The sequence below is a fragment of the Thalassobacterium maritimum genome, from assembly GCF_031127805.1.
GTDB classification, from domain to species: domain Bacteria; phylum Verrucomicrobiota; class Verrucomicrobiia; order Opitutales; family Coraliomargaritaceae; genus Thalassobacterium; species Thalassobacterium maritimum.
The window spans coordinates 1-17,055 of the sequence record NZ_JARXHW010000027.1 but is presented as its reverse complement, the minus strand read 5'-3'; the positions used below and the strand labels follow the sequence as shown (position 1 = coordinate 17,055).

The window sequence follows — 17,055 nt, the reverse complement described above, 5'->3', positions numbered from 1 at the left end:
CTGCCGTAAAAATAATGACTATGAATCAATACAAATATCTATCCCTGGCCTTGTTGCCAGCCTGCTTGCTATGGAACGCCTGCCTGAATGCTGAAACGCCAAGTGCGCCAAGTGCGCCGGTGAAACTCGGAGCGGCTACGGTCAAGCGTACGGACGTAACTGGTATCGGCGAAGAGGCCGGTGTCATGCGCCGCGACCCCAGTGATGTTATTAAAGTTCATGATCAATATTACGTATGGTATTCCAAAGGTCCGATTCCCACTGGCTATGACGCCACCGTTTGGTATGCCACATCACCAGACGGCCTCGAGTGGACGGAGCAGGGCATGGCGCTGGACAAAGGCACCGAGGGGACTTGGGAGGGCGCGAGTGTGTTCACGCCCAACATTCTCGTAGCAGAAGGCAAATACTGGCTCTTTTACTCTGGGATTTCCTCTTCTTATTATGACAAGCCATTCAACCCGGATTCTAAAATTGGTATCGCCGTCTCGGATTCACCGGATGGCCCTTGGGAAAAACTGAGCACCAATCCCGCGCTGACGAACTCGGATGTTCGCACAGACTTCGACAGTCACTTGGTTGACGATGCCTGCCTGCTGGTGCGCGATGGAAAATACTGGTTCTACTACAAAGGTCGTGAGTTGGGCAAGAGCCCCAAAGAAACAAAGATGGGTGTCGCCATCGCTGACAAACCCGAAGGCCCGTATGTTAAATACGAAAACAATCCCGTCATTCCCGGAAACCATGAAGTTGTTGCCTGGCCGCAAGGTTCAGGCGTAGCAGCCATGATTGGCCCTCGGGCCCCCGCAGAGATTCGTCACTCCATCATGTATTCTGAAGATGGGCTGAGCTTTACCAAAACGCACGAGATCAAAGGTCACCCATGGGCTGCCGGCTCATATCGTCCCGAAGCCTTTACAGATAGCGACGCGGGTCTGCCTATCGAATGGGGCATCGAAATGGCGGCGACCAAAGGTAAGGGCAACTTGCCATTTCTTCGTCGCTACGATGTGATCTGGTCGGAGTGAATCGGTTTAATCGGGATCAGAGTGTCCCGACTCCTGAATTGAGATGGACCACATACTATGGACACTCCTGTCCATAGTATGCGGGGCGCAAGCGGGACAGGAGTGCTTCGACTCCTGAATTGAGAAGCACGCTATCTTGCAAGCTGCCTCTCAAGCTAAGTTTATTATGAGAATGAAAGCACTGACATTCATCGCCGTATTTCAAGTCCTACTCACCGCCTTCTCTTTGCAGGCGGACGAAGGGCTGCCGAACGTCGTGCTAATCGTTGCCGAGGATCTGGGCTACGGTGACTTAGCTTGTTATGGTGCGACGAAAGTCAATACACCGAACATCGATCAGCTTGCGGCTAGAGGTCGAAAATTTACGGATGCTCATTCGGCGTCGGCCGCGAGTTCGCCTTCGCGCTATGCTGTATTAACGGGAGAGTATCCTTTCCGACGTGAGCTTTGGGCGCCGGCTCGGAACGATGCCGCGCTCTTGATTGATGCTGAACAGGCGACACTCGCCACACTGTTTCAGGCCAAGGGCTATGCCACGGCCTTTATCGGCAATTGGCAACTCGGCTTTGGCGAAGGGGGACATGACTGGTCCGAATTGCTAAAAAGCGGGCCGCAACAACTCGGTTTCGATTATTTCTTTGGGCTACCGATTGGCAACAGTGTCAGCCCATTTGTCTACGTGGAGAACGAGCAGATCGTCGCTGCGGATCCCGCAGATCCGCTCGTATACCTGGGCCCCAAAGGTGGAAAGGCCGCGACGCCGTTGACGCCGATTGCACCCGAGGCGGGCAAGCGCTCTAACAATGAATTTGGAGGGGCGGTTCAAGCGCATGCGCATTACAAGGACTACGAGGTCGGCACGCGATTGACGCAGCAAGCAAACGATTGGATCGAGCGTTCCACTTCAGGGCAGGAGAGGCAGCCCTTCTTTCTTTATTATTCGACCGTGCAGATTCACCACCCTTACACGCCGGCACCGCAGTTTCGTGGCAGCAGCGAGGCGGGGCTCTATGGGGATGTGATTCACGAGCTCGATTGGATTGTGGGCCAGCTCTTGGCACAGCTCGAAAGCCAAGGGGTTTTGGAAGACACTTTGATTATTCTTACCAGTGATAATGGGCCGATGTTCAGTGTCGTTGGGCAGGAAGCTTTTAAGCAGGGACACGACAGCCGGGGTGAATTACTGGGCTATAAATTCAGTGCTTGGGAAGGGGGACATCGCGTGCCTTTCATCGCCAGTTGGCCGGGCAAGATCGTGCCAGGCACGCAGTCGGATCAATTGCTGTGCACGTTGGATCTCTTTGCCAGCTTTGCCGCCTTGACCGATCAAACGAATGTCGCGCCAGACAGTATCAATATGTTACCTGCATTGTTAGAGGACCCCGAGCATCCGCTGCGCGATCATTTGCTCATCGCTGCGCGTCAAGAAGGGCAGCTTGCGCTTCGCACAGGGAAGTGGGCCTATCTTCCCTTTCAAGGTGGTGCTGGATTTAAAGGAAGGAAGCCAGGGCAGAACAATTTCGCTGGTCCGCCAGCAGTTGCCTACTCAGGCCGCAAAAACAGCGATATTCAGAATGGGCGTATTCGCAAAGACGCCCCGCCTGCACAACTCTATGAGCTCGAAACCGATCTCAGTCAAAGCACGAATCTGTATCACGAGCATCCCGATGTCGTGAAGCAGTTAGTGTCTCAATTATCTGAATACAAGGTCGTGAAGTAGTTATTCAGGGGGAGCCACACAGGGGCATGGACACTCCTGTCCATGTTTGTGGCGTTCGCTACCGTTGGGCTCCTTTAGCTCCTCACCGGATGCTCAAAATGATAGGTACTAAGTTGAATTTCGTAGTAGTCTTTCCGTGACATGCCTCTATCCTCAAAGTAGTCCGAATCGATCTCTTTAACTTCGTAGGTGTGTTTGGTGTAAACACCTAGATTGTGCTCGATCGTCTGGTCGGCGAGGCAGGGGCCGTTGATTAGGATGACTTTTTGCTGCACGTTGGCAGCGAATTCGATGGCATCTCTGGAAAAGCCACTGGTGGCCATGAAAACTCCCTTGTTGGCCTGTTGGCCTGCGAGCGCGCCGACGAATTTTTGCACACCCGGGCGGCCGACTTTCTGTTCCGTGAATCGCTTGGCTTGCAGGTAGATCATTCTTTGATTCTTATAATAACTGCCTGTGCCCCTCTCATCGTAAACCCTAGATTGTATACTATTTGCGATTTTGGAGTGATTTTTTCCCAAATGTCAGCGGTGCATCTTTCAGCATGTGTAAAGATTTTTACTTTATTATTAGTACCATAATTTAGAAATAAATAGTTCTCCTCAAAGTGTTCTATAGTCCCCTCATAATCGACATTCTCTCCATTTTTCCTCACTATACCTCTGATAGAGTTTTTGAAGTCGGGCGGTAGCTTTAGGGTTTTCGTAGTATCAAACATAGCTCTTGATTCATCATGCTTATTATTAAGGAAAAGTTCCCTAGCATACCAGAACTGCGCGTCATAATTAGAATCACCATCTGAAAAGCTTTTCCTTAAATGTTGTAGTATTAATTCAGAAGTTTCATCATTATTAATGCGTATTTTAGCTAAGCAAAAATGGGCAATCTTAGCTGTGCCGCTGTTTTCAATACACTTTTGTAGAGTTTCTATAGCTTTGGGCCGATCATTGTTAGATTCGTGGAATTTTGAAATTCTAACCGCAACATACTCATTTCTCGGGTTTCTCTCAAAAGCTAATTCAAGGGCTCTTAAGGCGCCTTTTGAATCAGAAATAACATTCCTAAATTTGGACTCTAGTTCAAAAAACTTATCGTTGTTTGGGAATAACTGTCGTGCTGCTGAAAAGTTTTTTTCTAAGTCATTTGTTTTTTCTGTAATACGCCGCAACATTGCCTTATCTGAGTCATCTACTTCGACTTGAAGTATGTCGGTTAACTCATCCAAACTAACTTGAATCGCTGTATATCTACGATAAGGTTTCTCGTCAGTACTTTCGGTTGTTTCGTTTAAATACTTTTTTGCATCTCTTCTGTATTTTTGTCTGGCGAGAGAGTCTCTAGAGTCAGAGGCTTTTCTACGTAAATAGTTTGCATACGTATGCTTTATGGGTTTGTCCCAAGGAGCAGCCTCCATCGCCTTTTTTAGGTATTTCTCAGCGATATTTAAGCTCCCACCTTTATGATTCATTTCAAGCAGGGCAGCCTGTTGTAATAAAAAGGCAGGCTCTCCAACCCGTTGGAATCCTCGTTTAAAGAGATCACGCCCTAATTCTATATCTGAGAAAGCTTGAGCAAGTCCTCTACCTCTCATTATTGCATTAAATGCCTCTTTGTCGCTTTGGTATTCGATATTAATTTCACTCAGCAACCTTATAATATGATCATACCGATCATTCTCATTGTTGAGTATCTGATCGAATACGATTTCAGCGATATGCGAATGCCTAGCTTCGTAGTAGATTTCACCTGAATAAGGGTCTTTCCGATGACGAACAATACTTTCCAACGGACGAAAAAAATCACTTTGAAACATGTCAAAGCTTATGCCACTCGCTCGTGAGATTAATCCAGCACGTACAGCAACGCCAAGTCTGTTTAACGTGCAGATGTCTAGATACAGGTGTTGAGCTTCTTCAGGAAGAATTCGGTTATATTCATCTACAACTATGTTCTCAAATGGTAGTCCTTGTGTTGCTTCGTGTAGAGCAACTAATAGCTGCCTTTTTGCGTTCTCATGAAATGCTTTGAAGCGGTTTTCAGGAGACATTTCTTCTAGCGTTCCAAGGCATTGAGCGACTTCAAGTTTTTCTAGTAATTCATATATTTCTTTTTTGTTTAAGTATGGGACGGTGAAATCTGCGTCAAGGTATCCATCTAATTCACTGCATCGCATGTTCCACTCATTTTCTCTTTCGGATAGAAATATTGTTACTTTAATTTTTGATCTATAACAAAACCTGATGAGATTCGAGATTTCGGAGGCATGGATAGCGGCATGGTCAATGAATAGATAAATCCTTTTATTTGTTAGGTCTGAGATTTCTTTTATTGCTGAAAATTTAATAGCGCCATCGGGCCTCAAGTGAAGAACTAGCTTATCATAGGATTCCGCAGCTGTATAGGCGATCCGTTTTAGTATGACAGATTTACCATTGCCGGCTGGGCCTTTGATTAGATAAAGCTGTACGATTTGTTCAGAATCGCATAGTACACCATCAATGGTTGCGGCGTCTGCAATACTCCGTGAAACGTCTAGTTCATTGATTATGGGCGTCCATGAATTGTCGAATCCGCTATAAAATTGGCGTGGACTTGCTTTCTCCGTCACCAATGAGCTATGAACATGCCACACATCTTTTTGTAAAAACTCAACTAGCTCATCGGACTCGGCTGGTTCGCTTATTTGATAGTGTGTTTTTAGGCTTAAATCACCGCGTAGTATGATGCGTGAGAAATCTCTTTCTGTTTCACTGATACATTTTGTAAGTGCTTTCAAGAAGGTTTCGAAGTCGCAATTCAACACTTCAACTCTATGTGATCCCCAGTAGTTTGTATCTAAATCTGTCTGGTTTGGCGAATTGTAGTAGTAGCGAGGACGTGTTCTTGTTTCATCAGTTAAATCAAATAGCAGATTTCTGAGATGTTGATCCTCAATCGAGTAGCCACAAAAAATAACAGTATTTCTTTCAGCCAAATCACGTAAATAATCGAACATCAGCTCACGGTTTTTTTTATACTTGGTTAAGTGGTCTTTGGAGATGATGAGTGGTGTCTGCATGTCAGATGAGTTCGAAATGCAGCCATGAATTTTCAAAAAGGGAATCGAATTGGCCTTTAGTTTTAACTGTCCCTCAAAGTCTTCGTTTTGATTTATGTAGGTTACAATGTTACGTGCATTTTTTTCACAAAGTTTGTAGGAGTTTTCCACAATTAGATCGTAATTCGTTGTAACTATTGCTGCCCATGGAAATAATGGTATTAGCAGATGAAAAGCTGCGGGTTCAAAGTCAGAGAACAGATCAAACAATGCATCTAGTAGCGCTTTTCTGCCAAACTCAACTTCGACAAAGTCTGCTATTTGGCTTAGTTGTCTATTCTTAAGTTCTGTTCGATCAGCGAAAAAATGACTTAGTAACTTATCGCGTAATGCTGAAACTGTATACATCTCATCGCCAGAAGATTTTTTTGCTCCTAAGCTAGCGCCGCTACCTAGAAAGAGCACAGCTTTACCTTCAACGATTTGTTTTTTTAGTGTATTGGGTATTTGTAGCGTCATGGTATCAATATAGTTTTTTGGTTTTCATCGCTCATAACTGCCCCCAGTTTCTTAAGCGTCGTCAAAATTTGGTCGATTTCTTCTAGGCGCTTTTTTTGTGCGTTTGCCAACGTGGGGGAGCGATGGCTTTGGCGTCGAGGCCGGTTTCGGGGAGGAGGGCGTGAATGGCGGCGACCTGATTGGGGAGGTCCTTTGGCCATGGCTGCGTAGCGCACTTCGCTGGGGGTGAAGAGGTCGCAGGTTCGGTTCCAGCGAGTTCGGTTTGTTCTGGTTTCTGACCTCTGTCTTCTGCCTTCTCTGGACACTGGTATTCGGGACTGAGCCAGATGATTTTTTCTTTGGCTTCTTCGGCGGCTTCCGCGCCTTGCCAGCGGGCGATGAAGTTTTCGACGTTTTCGTTAGGTTTTGCTAGCAGTTGAGGCATTCTAGCAGTTCGTTAGAAAATTTCGACTTCGGCAAGCGGAAAGTGTGCGTGGGGCATTTGAGGACAGGAATGAGGCGTCCTCCCGAATTTTCGTTTGTTGTGCCTACTTTGCTTTCGAGCTCCCACTATAGCTTTTATACGTGATAGGCAGGTGGCAGGCGCTTTTGTTACTTTATGTGTTTCCCCATGCAAGATCGTCCGTGTTCAATTTATAATTCCATGAAGAAAATTATCCCATTCGTCTTATCCAGCCTGCTTGTCGGGCACGCGCTGGCAGCTGCCAATGAAATGATTCCGGAGAGCGATGCTGCGTATCAGGAGCGCATGCAGTGGTTCACAGATGCCAAGTTTGGACTTTTTATCCACTATGGCGTTTATTCGACGCTCGGGGGGGAGTGGAAGGGGGAGCCGATTGAGAAGTATGCGGAATGGATTCAGCGCTGGGGGAAAATCACGCCAGAGGAATATATTCCGTTGGCGGCGGATTTCCGCCCCGACGCGCTGGATGCGGACGCCTGGGTGAAGCGGGCCAAAGAGGCTGGCATGCAATACATGGTCATTACGACCAAGCACCACGAGGGCTTCTGTCTGTGGGATAGCGAGTACACCGAGTATGATCTGGGCGAGGCGAACGACTTTCAGCGCGACATTCTGGGCGAGTTGAAAGCAGCTTGTGATAAATATGGAGTCAAATTTGGCACTTACTATTCGATCATCGATTGGCATCACTCTTCGCAGCGCGCGGAGCAGGCGACCAACCGGCCACCGATGCGGGACAAGGAAGGCTATGTCACCTACATGAAGGCCCAACTCAAGGAGCTGATCGACCGCTACGATCCCGCAATCATGTGGTTTGACGGTGATTGGACACCGTGGTGGACCATGGAAGACGGCGTCGACCTCTACAATTATCTGCGCGAGCTCAGCCCACATATGATTATTAATAACCGTGTCGCTAAGCGTAAGCAGTTTAAGAGAGACTTCGGCACGCCGGAGAATTTTACCCCTGGTGCGGCGCTGGATCATGTCTGGGAGTCCTGCTGGACGGTGAATCACTCCTGGGGCTTCAAGAAGAGTGATACCAAATGGAAGAGCACCGAAGAGTTGATTCAGAAGCTGATCGATATCGTGGTCAAGGGGGGCAATTTGTTGCTGAATGTTGGCCCGCAAGCCGATGGTTCCTGGCCTGAAATGTCGATCCAGCAATTTGAAGAGATGGGGGCGTGGACCTCTGCGCACAGTGAAGCACTCTATGGGGCCGAATTCGTGGCCGTGCCAGAGCAAACCTGGGGACGCGTGGCACAACTTAAGGGGTCCAGCGCGGAGTCGGGGCAGTTGTTCCTTTATCTATTCGATTGGCCAAAGTCGGGTAAGTTTACGCTCAGTGGTGTGCAATTCGATCACGCACAGGTTTACAGCTATGATCAACGAGCGCTAGCGATGATTCGCAGCAAGCAGGGGCTCGACATCGAGCTCGGTTCTCTTGCGCCGACTGAATACGCGACGGTTTTACGCTTGGATTACGAAGGGCTGCAGACGGTTAAAGCGGCACCGGAGGGCTACAGTTTCTCTGGCGACGAGCTGGTGCTGCAGGCCGCCGCTGCTAAATTGAACGGGCCTGACATTAAACTGGTGGACAACAGTCACATCGGTTTCTGGACCGACCCGCAAGCCAGCGCAACTTGGGAAATGAACGTGCCGGCGCCAGGCAGCTTTCGCGTCAAAGCAGTCTATGCCTGTGCAGGTAAATTTGCCGGGAGTGAAGTGCAACTCAAACTCGACGGGACAACACTTCGTGCCACCGTGCCAGCCACCAAGAATTGGAACACATACGAGCTCTTGGATCTCGGCGAAATTGAGCTGAACCAAGTCGGCACGTTTGACTGTGAAGTCGGTTTCGGCAAGGTGCGCGAAGACGCGCTGTTTAACTTAAAAACGCTTATTTTCGTTTCGATTGGGGAATGACACATTTCGCGATCGATGCAGCTTAGCTTGGAAGAAACGATCACTTATATCAGTGATAGCGGTGATGTGCTGTTTTCGTTATAATAGTCTTCAACTATGAATACCCCCACAAAAACTTCGGATGCCTTTACTGGGCGTCGTGATTTTATTAAAGCCTCCGGTTTGACTGCCGCCATGCTGATGGTCGGACGGATGAATGTGATGGCCGGTCCTTTTGAAGCGAAGGACTTCGACAAAATTATACCGGCGGATAAGAAGCTGAGTGCTGACTGGATCAAGAGCCTCTACGCACGTGGACAAGCCACCACAGTGAAGGCGGGCAAGGTGGATTATATCGGCATGCCGATCAATGGTATGGGCACGGGGCAGGTCTATCTGAGCGGCGACGGCGAGCTGTGGTGCTGGAATCTGACCGCGGAGAAAGACAAGAAGCACACTCCCAAGGGGCTCCGTTATATGAAACCCGATATGGCTCAGGCGCCTTCTGGGCAGGGCTTCGCGGTGAAAGTGAATGGCAAAGTGCACACGCTGGATTCGGGGGGCTTTCGCGATGTGACTTTTACCAATCAATACCCGATGGCGCAGGTGGACTATACGGACGAGGCGATTCCGGTGGGGGTGCAGTTGGAGGCCTATACACCTTTCATTCCTTTGAATCGTGACGAGTCCAGCTATCCGGTCATTGTCATGCGTTATACGGTGACGAATCATTCCGCCAAGACGCAGGAAGTCGGCATCGCGGGCTGGATCGAAAATCTCTGGGCCGGCAAGGGGGCCGCGCAGAGTGTCTATCGTCCGCTTGAGGACATTGCGACAGTCGAGTGCTCGAGCGCGGGCAAGAATGGCAATGCCGTCGCACTTGGCGTTTTTGGTCAAGCGGCCGCAGACTTTGTTGAGGTCAATCAAGCGAAACCGGGGGCCGAAGCGGCCTTTACGGTGGGGAACTCTGACACCGAAGGGACGAGCCGCGCAGCCTCGATCGGTCGTCAGCTCAGCTTGAAGCCCGGCGAATCGCAGACGGTCTCCTTTGCCGTTTCCTGGCGGATTCCTCAGGTAAACTACGGCGTCGGTTTTGGTAAAAAGACCGCACCGGGAAGCTATCACTATGCGACTCAGTGGCCGACTGCGGCGGATGCGGCGGCGCAAGTCGCGAGTCGTGAAACGGAGCTCTATGGCACCACTAAGCAATGGACCGATACCTGGTATGATTCCAGTCTGCCGTATTGGTTCTTGGAGCGCGCCTTTATCCCAATCGACTGCATGCAGACTCAGATGGTGCAGCGTGTCTATGCCAAGGGAGAGACAGAGGATATTTACAACATGGAAGAGGGGGTGCGCTGTTGCCCTGGGAACTGCACTCACGTGTGGAATTACGCGCAAGGGCTCGCCCGAATCTTCCCCGAGATCGAGCGCGAATGCCGCGATCGCATCGAGTATGGCCGAGGCTTCGATCCGAAGAATGGTATGATCTTTTTCCGCTATTCCATGAAGGATGGCGCGAAGGGGCGCGACGACGCGCTCGATGGCACCTGCGGCACCATTATTCGTGTGCTGCGTGAGAGTCAAATGACGACTGACTACAGCTTTCTCGCCAGCATTTGGGATCGGGTGAAGCTTTCGATGGACTTTGTCATTAAGGAATGGGATGCCGATGAAGACGGGATTCTCTCCGGCGCCCAGCACAATACACTGGACGAACCTTGGTACGGCAAGGTGCCTTGGTTGATCAACGTCTACCACGCCGCGCTGAAGGCTTCGGCAGTGATGGCGCGTCAGATGGATCAGCCGGCAGTCGCAGAGCGCTATGAGCGGATCGTCGCCAAGGGCGCACCTAAGATGGTGAAAGAGCTGTGGAATGAGGAGTTCGGCTACTTCGTGCATATTCCGCCACAGGATGAGACTCAAATGCACGGCTCGACTAACGGTTGCCATATCGACCAAGTGCTCGGGGACAGCTGGTTGTATGAAATCGGACTCGATCCAATTTTACCACGGGAGAAGACACGCAAGGCCTTACAGGCACTCTGGAAGTATAACTTCACGCCCGATGTCGCAGCCTTTCGCAAAGTGATGACGAATGGGCGCTGGTATGCCGGGCCCGGTGATGCGGGACTGGTCATGACCAGTTTTCCACATGGTAAGGTGGAGCCAAAGAGTGGTAACGAAAATTACGCCGGCTATCTCAACGAATGTATGACAGGCTTTGAGTGGCAGGTCGCCGCGCACATGTTGCGGGAAGATATGATCGAAGAGGCCATGGCGATTGGTAAAGCGATCTACGACCGCTACTCGGCGGATAAGCGCAATCCCTACAACGAAATCGAATGCTCGGATCACTACTCACGTGCCATGGCCAGTTATGGCACTTACTTGGCTGCCTGTGGATATCGCTACGATGGTCCCGAAGCGAAGTTGGGCTTTGGGCCGAAATTGAGTCCGGAAGATTTCAAGGCAGCCTTCACGACCGCCGAAGGCTGGGGCCGCTTTACGCAGAAGGTGGAGGGAGGCCAGCAGAACGCTGTGCTCGAAGTCGGCTACGGTCGTTTGCACTTGAAGGAGTTTAGCTTGGATCAAGTCAAGGGCACGAAGGCGAAGAGTGCGACGGTTGCTGTAAACGGTCAGCCCGTGGAGGCGCGTTTTCAGATGGTGGACGGTTGCTACGTTTTGAAATTTGAATCAGGCATCACCATCCAGAAGGGAGAAAGCTTACAGGTCTCGCTGGTTTAAGAGATTTGTATTCTTTAATGATGCAGTGCTTTGTCCATGCTCGAACGGCTGGCGGGACAGGAGTGTCCCGTCTCCTTTTTGGGGGGCTGATTGGAAACGGATCATGAACAAATTTATCAAATTCAATCCTCTAGTATGGGGGCTATTGCTGGCCACGGTTTGCAGTGCGGCAACGAAGCCAAATGTCGTGATCATTCTGACCGATGACCAGGGCTACGCCGACCTCGGCTGCTTTGGTGGGGATCATGTGCAGACGCCGCGCATCGATCGCATGGCAGAGGAGGGGGCCAAGTTGACTAGTTTCTATGTGGCGGGTTCGGTGTGCACGCCTTCGCGGGCGGCATTGATGACGGGGAGCTATCCCAGACGGATCGGCTTGGCGGGTGGCGTTTTTCTTGCCGCCGACCACCATGGCTTGCACCCGGATGAAATCACCCTCGCCGAACTGATGAAATCTGCGGGCTACGCTACGGGGATGTTTGGTAAGTGGCATCTCGGGGATCAGCCAGAGTTTTTGCCGACACGTCAGGGCTTTGATGAATTCTTTGGCCTGCCTTACAGTCATGACATTCATCCCTATCATACCAATCCCAAGCACCATTTCCCGCCGCTGCCTTTGATGGAAATGGAGACCGTGATCGAAGCGGAGCCCGATGCGGATTACTTGACTCAACGTATCACCGAGCGCGCGGTCGACTTCATCGGGCGTCATAAAGACGAGGCCTTTTTTCTCTATGTGCCGCATCCGGCACCGCATCGCCCGATCCATATGTCACCGGCATTTATGCAACAGGCGCCAGAGGCCATTCTCGCGAAGCTGAAAAATGAAACCGGCGTCGATTACAAGACCCGCGATAAGCTTTACAATTATGCGATTCGCGAGATCGACTGGTCGGTGGGGCAGATTCTCGATGCCTTGAAAGCGAATGGTGTCGATGAAAACACCGTGGTGATTTTTACCTCGGACAACGGACCTTCGGTCGGACATGCCGAGCCCTACAGTGGCAAGAAGGGGAGTAGTTTCGAAGGCGGGCAACGTGTGCCGACAGTGATTCGCTGGCCGGGGACGATTCCGGCCGCGCAGACAAATGACGAGCTAATGACAGCCATGGACCTGCTGCCGACCTTCGCCAAGCTGGCAGGGGCGGAACTGCCGGACGATCGCGTGATTGATGGAAAAGACATTCTACCCGTGCTGACTGAAAATGCCCGCAGCCCACACGACGTTTTTTTCTATTACAAAGGCGACGATCTCAAGGCCGTCCGCTCGGGGCGATGGAAATTACATTTCGGCAAAGTGAATGGCAAAGATAAGGCCCGTCGCGGCAAAGGATCGAGCTCACCGATTATGGCTTTGTATCGTCTCGATGAAGATCCGGCCGAGCGTCATAACTTATTTAACGCACAGCCCGAAATCGCTGAGCAACTCCAGGCGCATGCCGAAGCCTTCGAGCTCGAACTCAAACAAAACAGTCGACCCGCTGGATGGGTGGACGAGGCTCATCCGCTGACTTTGTTAAAGTAAATAAGCTCTATCGAATAAATTTTATTATGAGAATCCGATCATTCATCGTCTTAGCGAGTGCCCTCTGCTTGGCACCCCTTTTGGCTGTCGCAGCGAAACAGTCCGCTGTGGCTAGTCAGTCGAAGCCGAATATCATCCTGATCTTTGCCGACGACCTCGGTTACGGAGATTTGGGATGCTATGGCGGACCTGTGGCGACGCCGACCCTCGATCGTCTGGCGGCCGAGGGCTTGCGCGCCACGGATTGCCTGGTGGCTGCCAATGTCTGTGGGCCCTCGCGCGCGGCGCTGATGACTGGGCGCTATCCCATGCGGGCGGGACATCCCATATCCAGGCATGATACACCGAAGTATGCGGAATATGGCATTGCCCCAGAGGAGGTGACGATGGCGGAGCTGCTCAAATCGGCGGGCTATTACACTAAGATTGTGGGGAAGTGGCACCTAGGCTTTCATGTCGAAGGTTCGCATCCGCTCGATGCCGGCTTCGATGACTACCTCGGCCTGCACAGTAACTTCGTGCCGCAGATCGATGACGCCACCACGCTGTATCATAATCACGACGTCGTGGAAAAGGACATCGCCTTTGAAAAAGTCACCCAACGCTACACAGACGAGGTCGTTGACTTTATTCAGGGCGAGCATGAGGCGCCGTTCTTCATCTACTTCGCGCATCATATTGCACATAGCCCCATCTTGCCCAGTCAGCCGTTTAAAGGCAGTTCCGGGATCAAAGGACGCGAGGGGAATTATGCTGATTTCGTTCTGGAACTAGATGCGAGCGTCGGGCGCGTGCGTGAGGCCGTGGAGGCCGCTGGCCTGACCGAGAACACACTGATCGTGTTTCTCTCCGACAACGGGCCGGCGCGGGACGGTTCAGCCAAGCCCTTGCTCGGAGGTAAATACGTCACGATGGAAGGGGGCCACCGTGTGCCGGCCATTTTCAATTGGCCGGGGCAGATCCCTGCGGGACAGGTGTCCGATGCGATGATTAGCAGCATGGATTTGCTGCCCAGCTTTGCCGGGCTGGCGGGGGCGGCACTCCCACAGAATGTCACACTCGACGGAACGAATATTTTCGATCTGTTGAGCGGAAAAACAGAGCAAAGCCCGCGGGATTATTTTTACTATTACAACGGCGTGCACCTGCAGGCGGTGCGCAATGAAAAGTGGAAACTACACTTTCCTAGAACAGCGAAGGAGCAACCGTATTGGGCTAAAAAAGACAGCGGTCAGCGGGTTTACACGACGCTGAAACAGCCGCTCCTGTTTCGGATGGATTCAGACGCCGGCGAGAAGAAAAACGTCTACGCGCAGCATCCGGAAATCGTCGCAGAGTTGAGCAAAGTGGCCGATCGCGCTCGCGCGGAACTCGGGGATATTGATCGCAACGGCTCCGATCAACGGCCGCATGGACTCGAAAATCCGCAGGATAAAAAATAATTGCTGGCGTGGGGGCGGGACAAGTGTCCCGACTCCTATGCGAAGTTATCACAATGGGAGCATGGACACTTGTCCATAAACTATAAACGAATATGAAATTACTATTTAAAATTAAGCTTTTTGTGCTCGGCTTTCTGTTAGCCGCCGTCTGCAGTGCAGGTGCCGATAAACCCAACGTGATCTTCATTCTCATGGATGATATGGGCTACAGCGATGTGAGTTGCTATGGTGCGACGAAGGTGAGCACGCCCCATATTGACCGCATGGCAGCGGAGGGGATGCAGTTTACCGATTTTCATACGGGCGCCTCGATTTGTTCGCCCTCGCGTGCCGCTTTTATGACGGGCGCCTACCCGCAGCGCAATGGCCTCTACATGGGGATCAATCCAAAGCGTGAAGCACATTGGTTCCTCGGTCTGAACCCCGACGAGATCACGATTCCTGAGCAATTCAAGCAGCAGGGCTACACCACTGCGATGGTGGGCAAGTGGCACCTCGGCATGCAGGAGCCCTTCCTTTACTGGCACCAAGGCTTTGATCACTATTACGGTGCGCCTGAAAATATGGGACATGACAAGCGCTTTTATGATGAGCGGGAAGTCGTTTACAAAAACACACCGCTGGCCAAGCTGACCGAGCTCTACACCGCGCGCATGGTGAAGCATATCGAAGACTTCACCCGTTCGGCTCGCTCAGGGCAGGAGGCTTCGCCATTCTTCATTTATTTCGCGCACAACTATCCGCACACGCCGTATCAAGCCGGTCCTAAATTCCGAGGCTCTTCCAAAGATGGCACGCGTGGCGATATTATACAGGAAGTGGACTGGGGAATCGGTGAAATCCTGAAGGCGCTCGAAGACAATGGTATTTTGGAAAATACACTGGTGATCTTCAGCTCGGATAATGGCCCCGTTGCGGAGCAGTATGCGCAGCCTTACAGCGGCACCAAATTCGTTTCCCTTGAAGGGGGGCATCGCGTGCCTTTTATTCTTTACTGGAAGGGCCGGATTCAGCCCGAAGTTTCAGACGTGCCCGTGCTGGCAATGGACCTGTTCCCGACCTTGAGCGAGTTGATCGGTGCAGCGCTGCCCAGTGATCGGATTTACGATGGTGTGAGTTTGACCCCCTTGTTTGAGGGCGGCGAACTAACGCGTCCGGAGCTGGAACCGTTTTATTATTATAACTGCGAAAACCTGCAGGCCGTGCGTGTGGGAGATTGGAAACTGCACCTGCCGCGCACGAAGGAACAGATGCCGTGGTGGAGCACTGCTGGCGGGAAGGCAAAACCGATCCAGACACCTGAACTCTATAATCTGTCGACGGATCCCGCGGAACACAATAATGTTGCCGCGGAGCATCCCGAACGTGTCTCTGAAATGATGGCACTCGCGGAGCAAACCCGCGAGGAGCTGGGCGAATACATGAAGCGCGGTAGTGAACAACGCGCGACCGGAACTCTGTTCCCCGAAGTGCCGATCTTAAGCAACCATACTACCGACTGGGCGAACTTGTCCGATGCGGAAAAAGGTCGCGCCAAAACGGAATTCCCACGCGGACATGCTTCCAGAAAAAAGAAGAACAAGCTATAAGTAGGCGGGGGAGGCGAGAATCTAGGCCTCGTTTAGTCTCGGAAATTTGTCATTAGCAGGCGCAGTCATACAATTGTATGCAAGGCACGAATAGGATACAGTTCCAGCAATTCAGTTGAGCACTGCGCTGACCTATCCACGACGAGTCATCAGGTGTACACATTATAGACGCTGTGATGGCATTTTGTTAATATCTAGATCTTACCAACTCAGTTTATTCACCCAATCTAACTATGTTAAAGAAAAAATTATTCCTCTTCGGTCTAGGCTGTGGAGCTGCATTTGCCAGCTCACAAGCCGCGACGATTGTTGGCTACGACTTCACTGCTGGGACGCCTCAAGATGCTTCATTCGAAGCGAGCAATGTCACCGCAAGCAGTTTTAATTTAAACGCGGCCAATACTGGCTTCGATTTCAACGATACCGTTGGTGATAGCACTGGAACCACTGCTGGCATTGATTTTTCGGAAGCAGCTGGTAATTTTCGTGCGACCAATGGTTTGCTACTAAACGGCAATCGCGACGCTGCGATTGCTGCCGGAGATTATTTTTCGTTCACGCTAACTCCCGATACTGGATTTGAGATGAATTTGGACGCGATTTTATTCAGCGCGTCCAGGGCAGGCAACAATACTAAAAGTGCTGAATCGTTTGCCTTGATGTCTTCGATTACTGGTTTTGAGGACACTGATACGTCCGTCTATCTAGGAGCCGTCACGACAGTTGCAGGCGGGCTCAATCCGTATCAACAGTTTTCGGTTGATGTCTCTGGAGTATCCGCCTTCCAAAATATTACAACAGCTACAGAGTTTCGTGTTTATGTTTGGGGAGGGACCGGTGGCGTTTCGTCATCTGCAATTAATTACGATAATGTTGGTGTGATTGGTGACGTATCTGCAGTTCCCGAGCCGAGCACTTACGCCTTGCTGGCTGGATGTCTTGCGTTGAGCTCGGTGATGCTACGCCGTCGCCGCGCCTAGTTTATACTAGGTAGTGTTTTAAATTAAAATTTGATCCATACGAGGATTGCCGCGATGGCGACCATCGCGGCAAAGGTCGTCTGCAACTTTTCGAATCGC

At 50.9% G+C, this 17,055-nt stretch carries 11 protein-coding genes; 8 read left to right on the top strand and 3 right to left on the bottom strand.

The window, feature by feature from the left end; all coding sequences use genetic code 11:
- Nucleotides 1–20 precede the first annotated feature (20 nt).
- Nucleotides 21–1,028: a family 43 glycosylhydrolase gene (locus tag QEH52_RS12010; protein ID WP_308950745.1), complete on the top strand. Its 1,008-nt coding sequence runs from the start codon at nt 21–23 to the stop codon at nt 1,026–1,028.
- 172 nt (nt 1,029–1,200) lie between these two features.
- Nucleotides 1,201–2,748: a sulfatase family protein gene (locus QEH52_RS12005; RefSeq protein WP_308950744.1), complete on the top strand. Its 1,548-nt coding sequence runs from the start codon at nt 1,201–1,203 to the stop codon at nt 2,746–2,748.
- A 74-nt stretch (nt 2,749–2,822) separates the two neighbouring features.
- Here the strand turns inward: QEH52_RS12005 and QEH52_RS12000 are convergent, their stop codons facing one another.
- The 3 genes from QEH52_RS12000 to QEH52_RS11990 form a co-directional block, all read right to left on the bottom strand.
- On the bottom strand, nt 2,823–3,179 hold the full coding sequence (locus QEH52_RS12000; RefSeq protein WP_308950742.1) for a restriction endonuclease: 357 nt from the start codon (nt 3,177–3,179) through the stop codon (nt 2,823–2,825).
- On the bottom strand, nt 3,176–6,304 hold the full coding sequence (locus tag QEH52_RS11995) for a P-loop NTPase (RefSeq protein ID WP_308950740.1): 3,129 nt from the start codon (nt 6,302–6,304) through the stop codon (nt 3,176–3,178). The genes QEH52_RS12000 and QEH52_RS11995 overlap by 4 nt, the downstream gene beginning before the upstream one ends.
- Nucleotides 6,305–6,386: 82 nt before the next feature.
- Nucleotides 6,387–6,728: a hypothetical protein gene (locus QEH52_RS11990; RefSeq protein ID WP_308950738.1), complete on the bottom strand. Its 342-nt coding sequence runs from the start codon at nt 6,726–6,728 to the stop codon at nt 6,387–6,389.
- A 219-nt stretch (nt 6,729–6,947) separates the two neighbouring features.
- Here QEH52_RS11990 and QEH52_RS11985 point away from each other — a divergent pair, with 219 nt between their 5' ends.
- The 6 genes from QEH52_RS11985 (at nt 6,948) to QEH52_RS11960 (ending at nt 16,956) form a co-directional block, all read left to right on the top strand.
- Nucleotides 6,948–8,693: an alpha-L-fucosidase gene (locus QEH52_RS11985; RefSeq protein ID WP_308950737.1), complete on the top strand. Its 1,746-nt coding sequence runs from the start codon at nt 6,948–6,950 to the stop codon at nt 8,691–8,693.
- A gap of 96 nt (nt 8,694–8,789) precedes the next feature.
- On the top strand, nt 8,790–11,420 hold the full coding sequence (locus QEH52_RS11980) for a GH116 family glycosyl-hydrolase (protein ID WP_308950736.1): 2,631 nt from the start codon (nt 8,790–8,792) through the stop codon (nt 11,418–11,420).
- Nucleotides 11,421–11,523: 103 nt separating this feature from the next.
- Nucleotides 11,524–12,945: a sulfatase family protein gene (locus QEH52_RS11975; RefSeq protein WP_308950735.1), complete on the top strand. Its 1,422-nt coding sequence runs from the start codon at nt 11,524–11,526 to the stop codon at nt 12,943–12,945.
- Between the two features lie 26 nt (nt 12,946–12,971).
- Complete coding sequence (locus QEH52_RS11970) at nt 12,972–14,387, top strand: sulfatase family protein (RefSeq protein WP_308950734.1); 1,416 nt, start codon at nt 12,972–12,974, stop codon at nt 14,385–14,387.
- A 92-nt stretch (nt 14,388–14,479) separates the two neighbouring features.
- Nucleotides 14,480–15,976: a sulfatase family protein gene (locus QEH52_RS11965; RefSeq protein ID WP_308950732.1), complete on the top strand. Its 1,497-nt coding sequence runs from the start codon at nt 14,480–14,482 to the stop codon at nt 15,974–15,976.
- Nucleotides 15,977–16,209: 233 nt separating this feature from the next.
- Nucleotides 16,210–16,956, top strand: coding sequence for a PEP-CTERM sorting domain-containing protein (locus tag QEH52_RS11960; RefSeq protein WP_308950730.1), 747 nt, complete (start codon nt 16,210–16,212; stop codon nt 16,954–16,956).
- Nucleotides 16,957–17,055 lie beyond the last annotated feature (99 nt).

What these genes read in the sequence shown, in the direction of transcription:
- QEH52_RS12010 (WP_308950745.1), top strand. Translation starts at nt 21, where the DNA reads ATGAATCAATACAAATATCTATCCCTGGCCTTGTTGCCAGCCTGCTTG.
- QEH52_RS12005 (WP_308950744.1), top strand. Translation starts at nt 1,201, where the DNA reads ATGAAAGCACTGACATTCATCGCCGTATTTCAAGTCCTACTCACCGCC.
- QEH52_RS12000 (WP_308950742.1), bottom strand. Translation starts at nt 3,179, where the DNA reads ATGATCTACCTGCAAGCCAAGCGATTCACGGAACAGAAAGTCGGCCGC.
- QEH52_RS11995 (WP_308950740.1), bottom strand. Translation starts at nt 6,304, where the DNA reads ATGACGCTACAAATACCCAATACACTAAAAAAACAAATCGTTGAAGGT.
- QEH52_RS11990 (WP_308950738.1), bottom strand. Translation starts at nt 6,728, where the DNA reads ATGCCTCAACTGCTAGCAAAACCTAACGAAAACGTCGAAAACTTCATC.
- QEH52_RS11985 (WP_308950737.1), top strand. Translation starts at nt 6,948, where the DNA reads ATGAAGAAAATTATCCCATTCGTCTTATCCAGCCTGCTTGTCGGGCAC.
- QEH52_RS11980 (WP_308950736.1), top strand. Translation starts at nt 8,790, where the DNA reads ATGAATACCCCCACAAAAACTTCGGATGCCTTTACTGGGCGTCGTGAT.
- QEH52_RS11975 (WP_308950735.1), top strand. Translation starts at nt 11,524, where the DNA reads ATGAACAAATTTATCAAATTCAATCCTCTAGTATGGGGGCTATTGCTG.
- QEH52_RS11970 (WP_308950734.1), top strand. Translation starts at nt 12,972, where the DNA reads ATGAGAATCCGATCATTCATCGTCTTAGCGAGTGCCCTCTGCTTGGCA.
- QEH52_RS11965 (WP_308950732.1), top strand. Translation starts at nt 14,480, where the DNA reads ATGAAATTACTATTTAAAATTAAGCTTTTTGTGCTCGGCTTTCTGTTA.
- QEH52_RS11960 (WP_308950730.1), top strand. Translation starts at nt 16,210, where the DNA reads ATGTTAAAGAAAAAATTATTCCTCTTCGGTCTAGGCTGTGGAGCTGCA.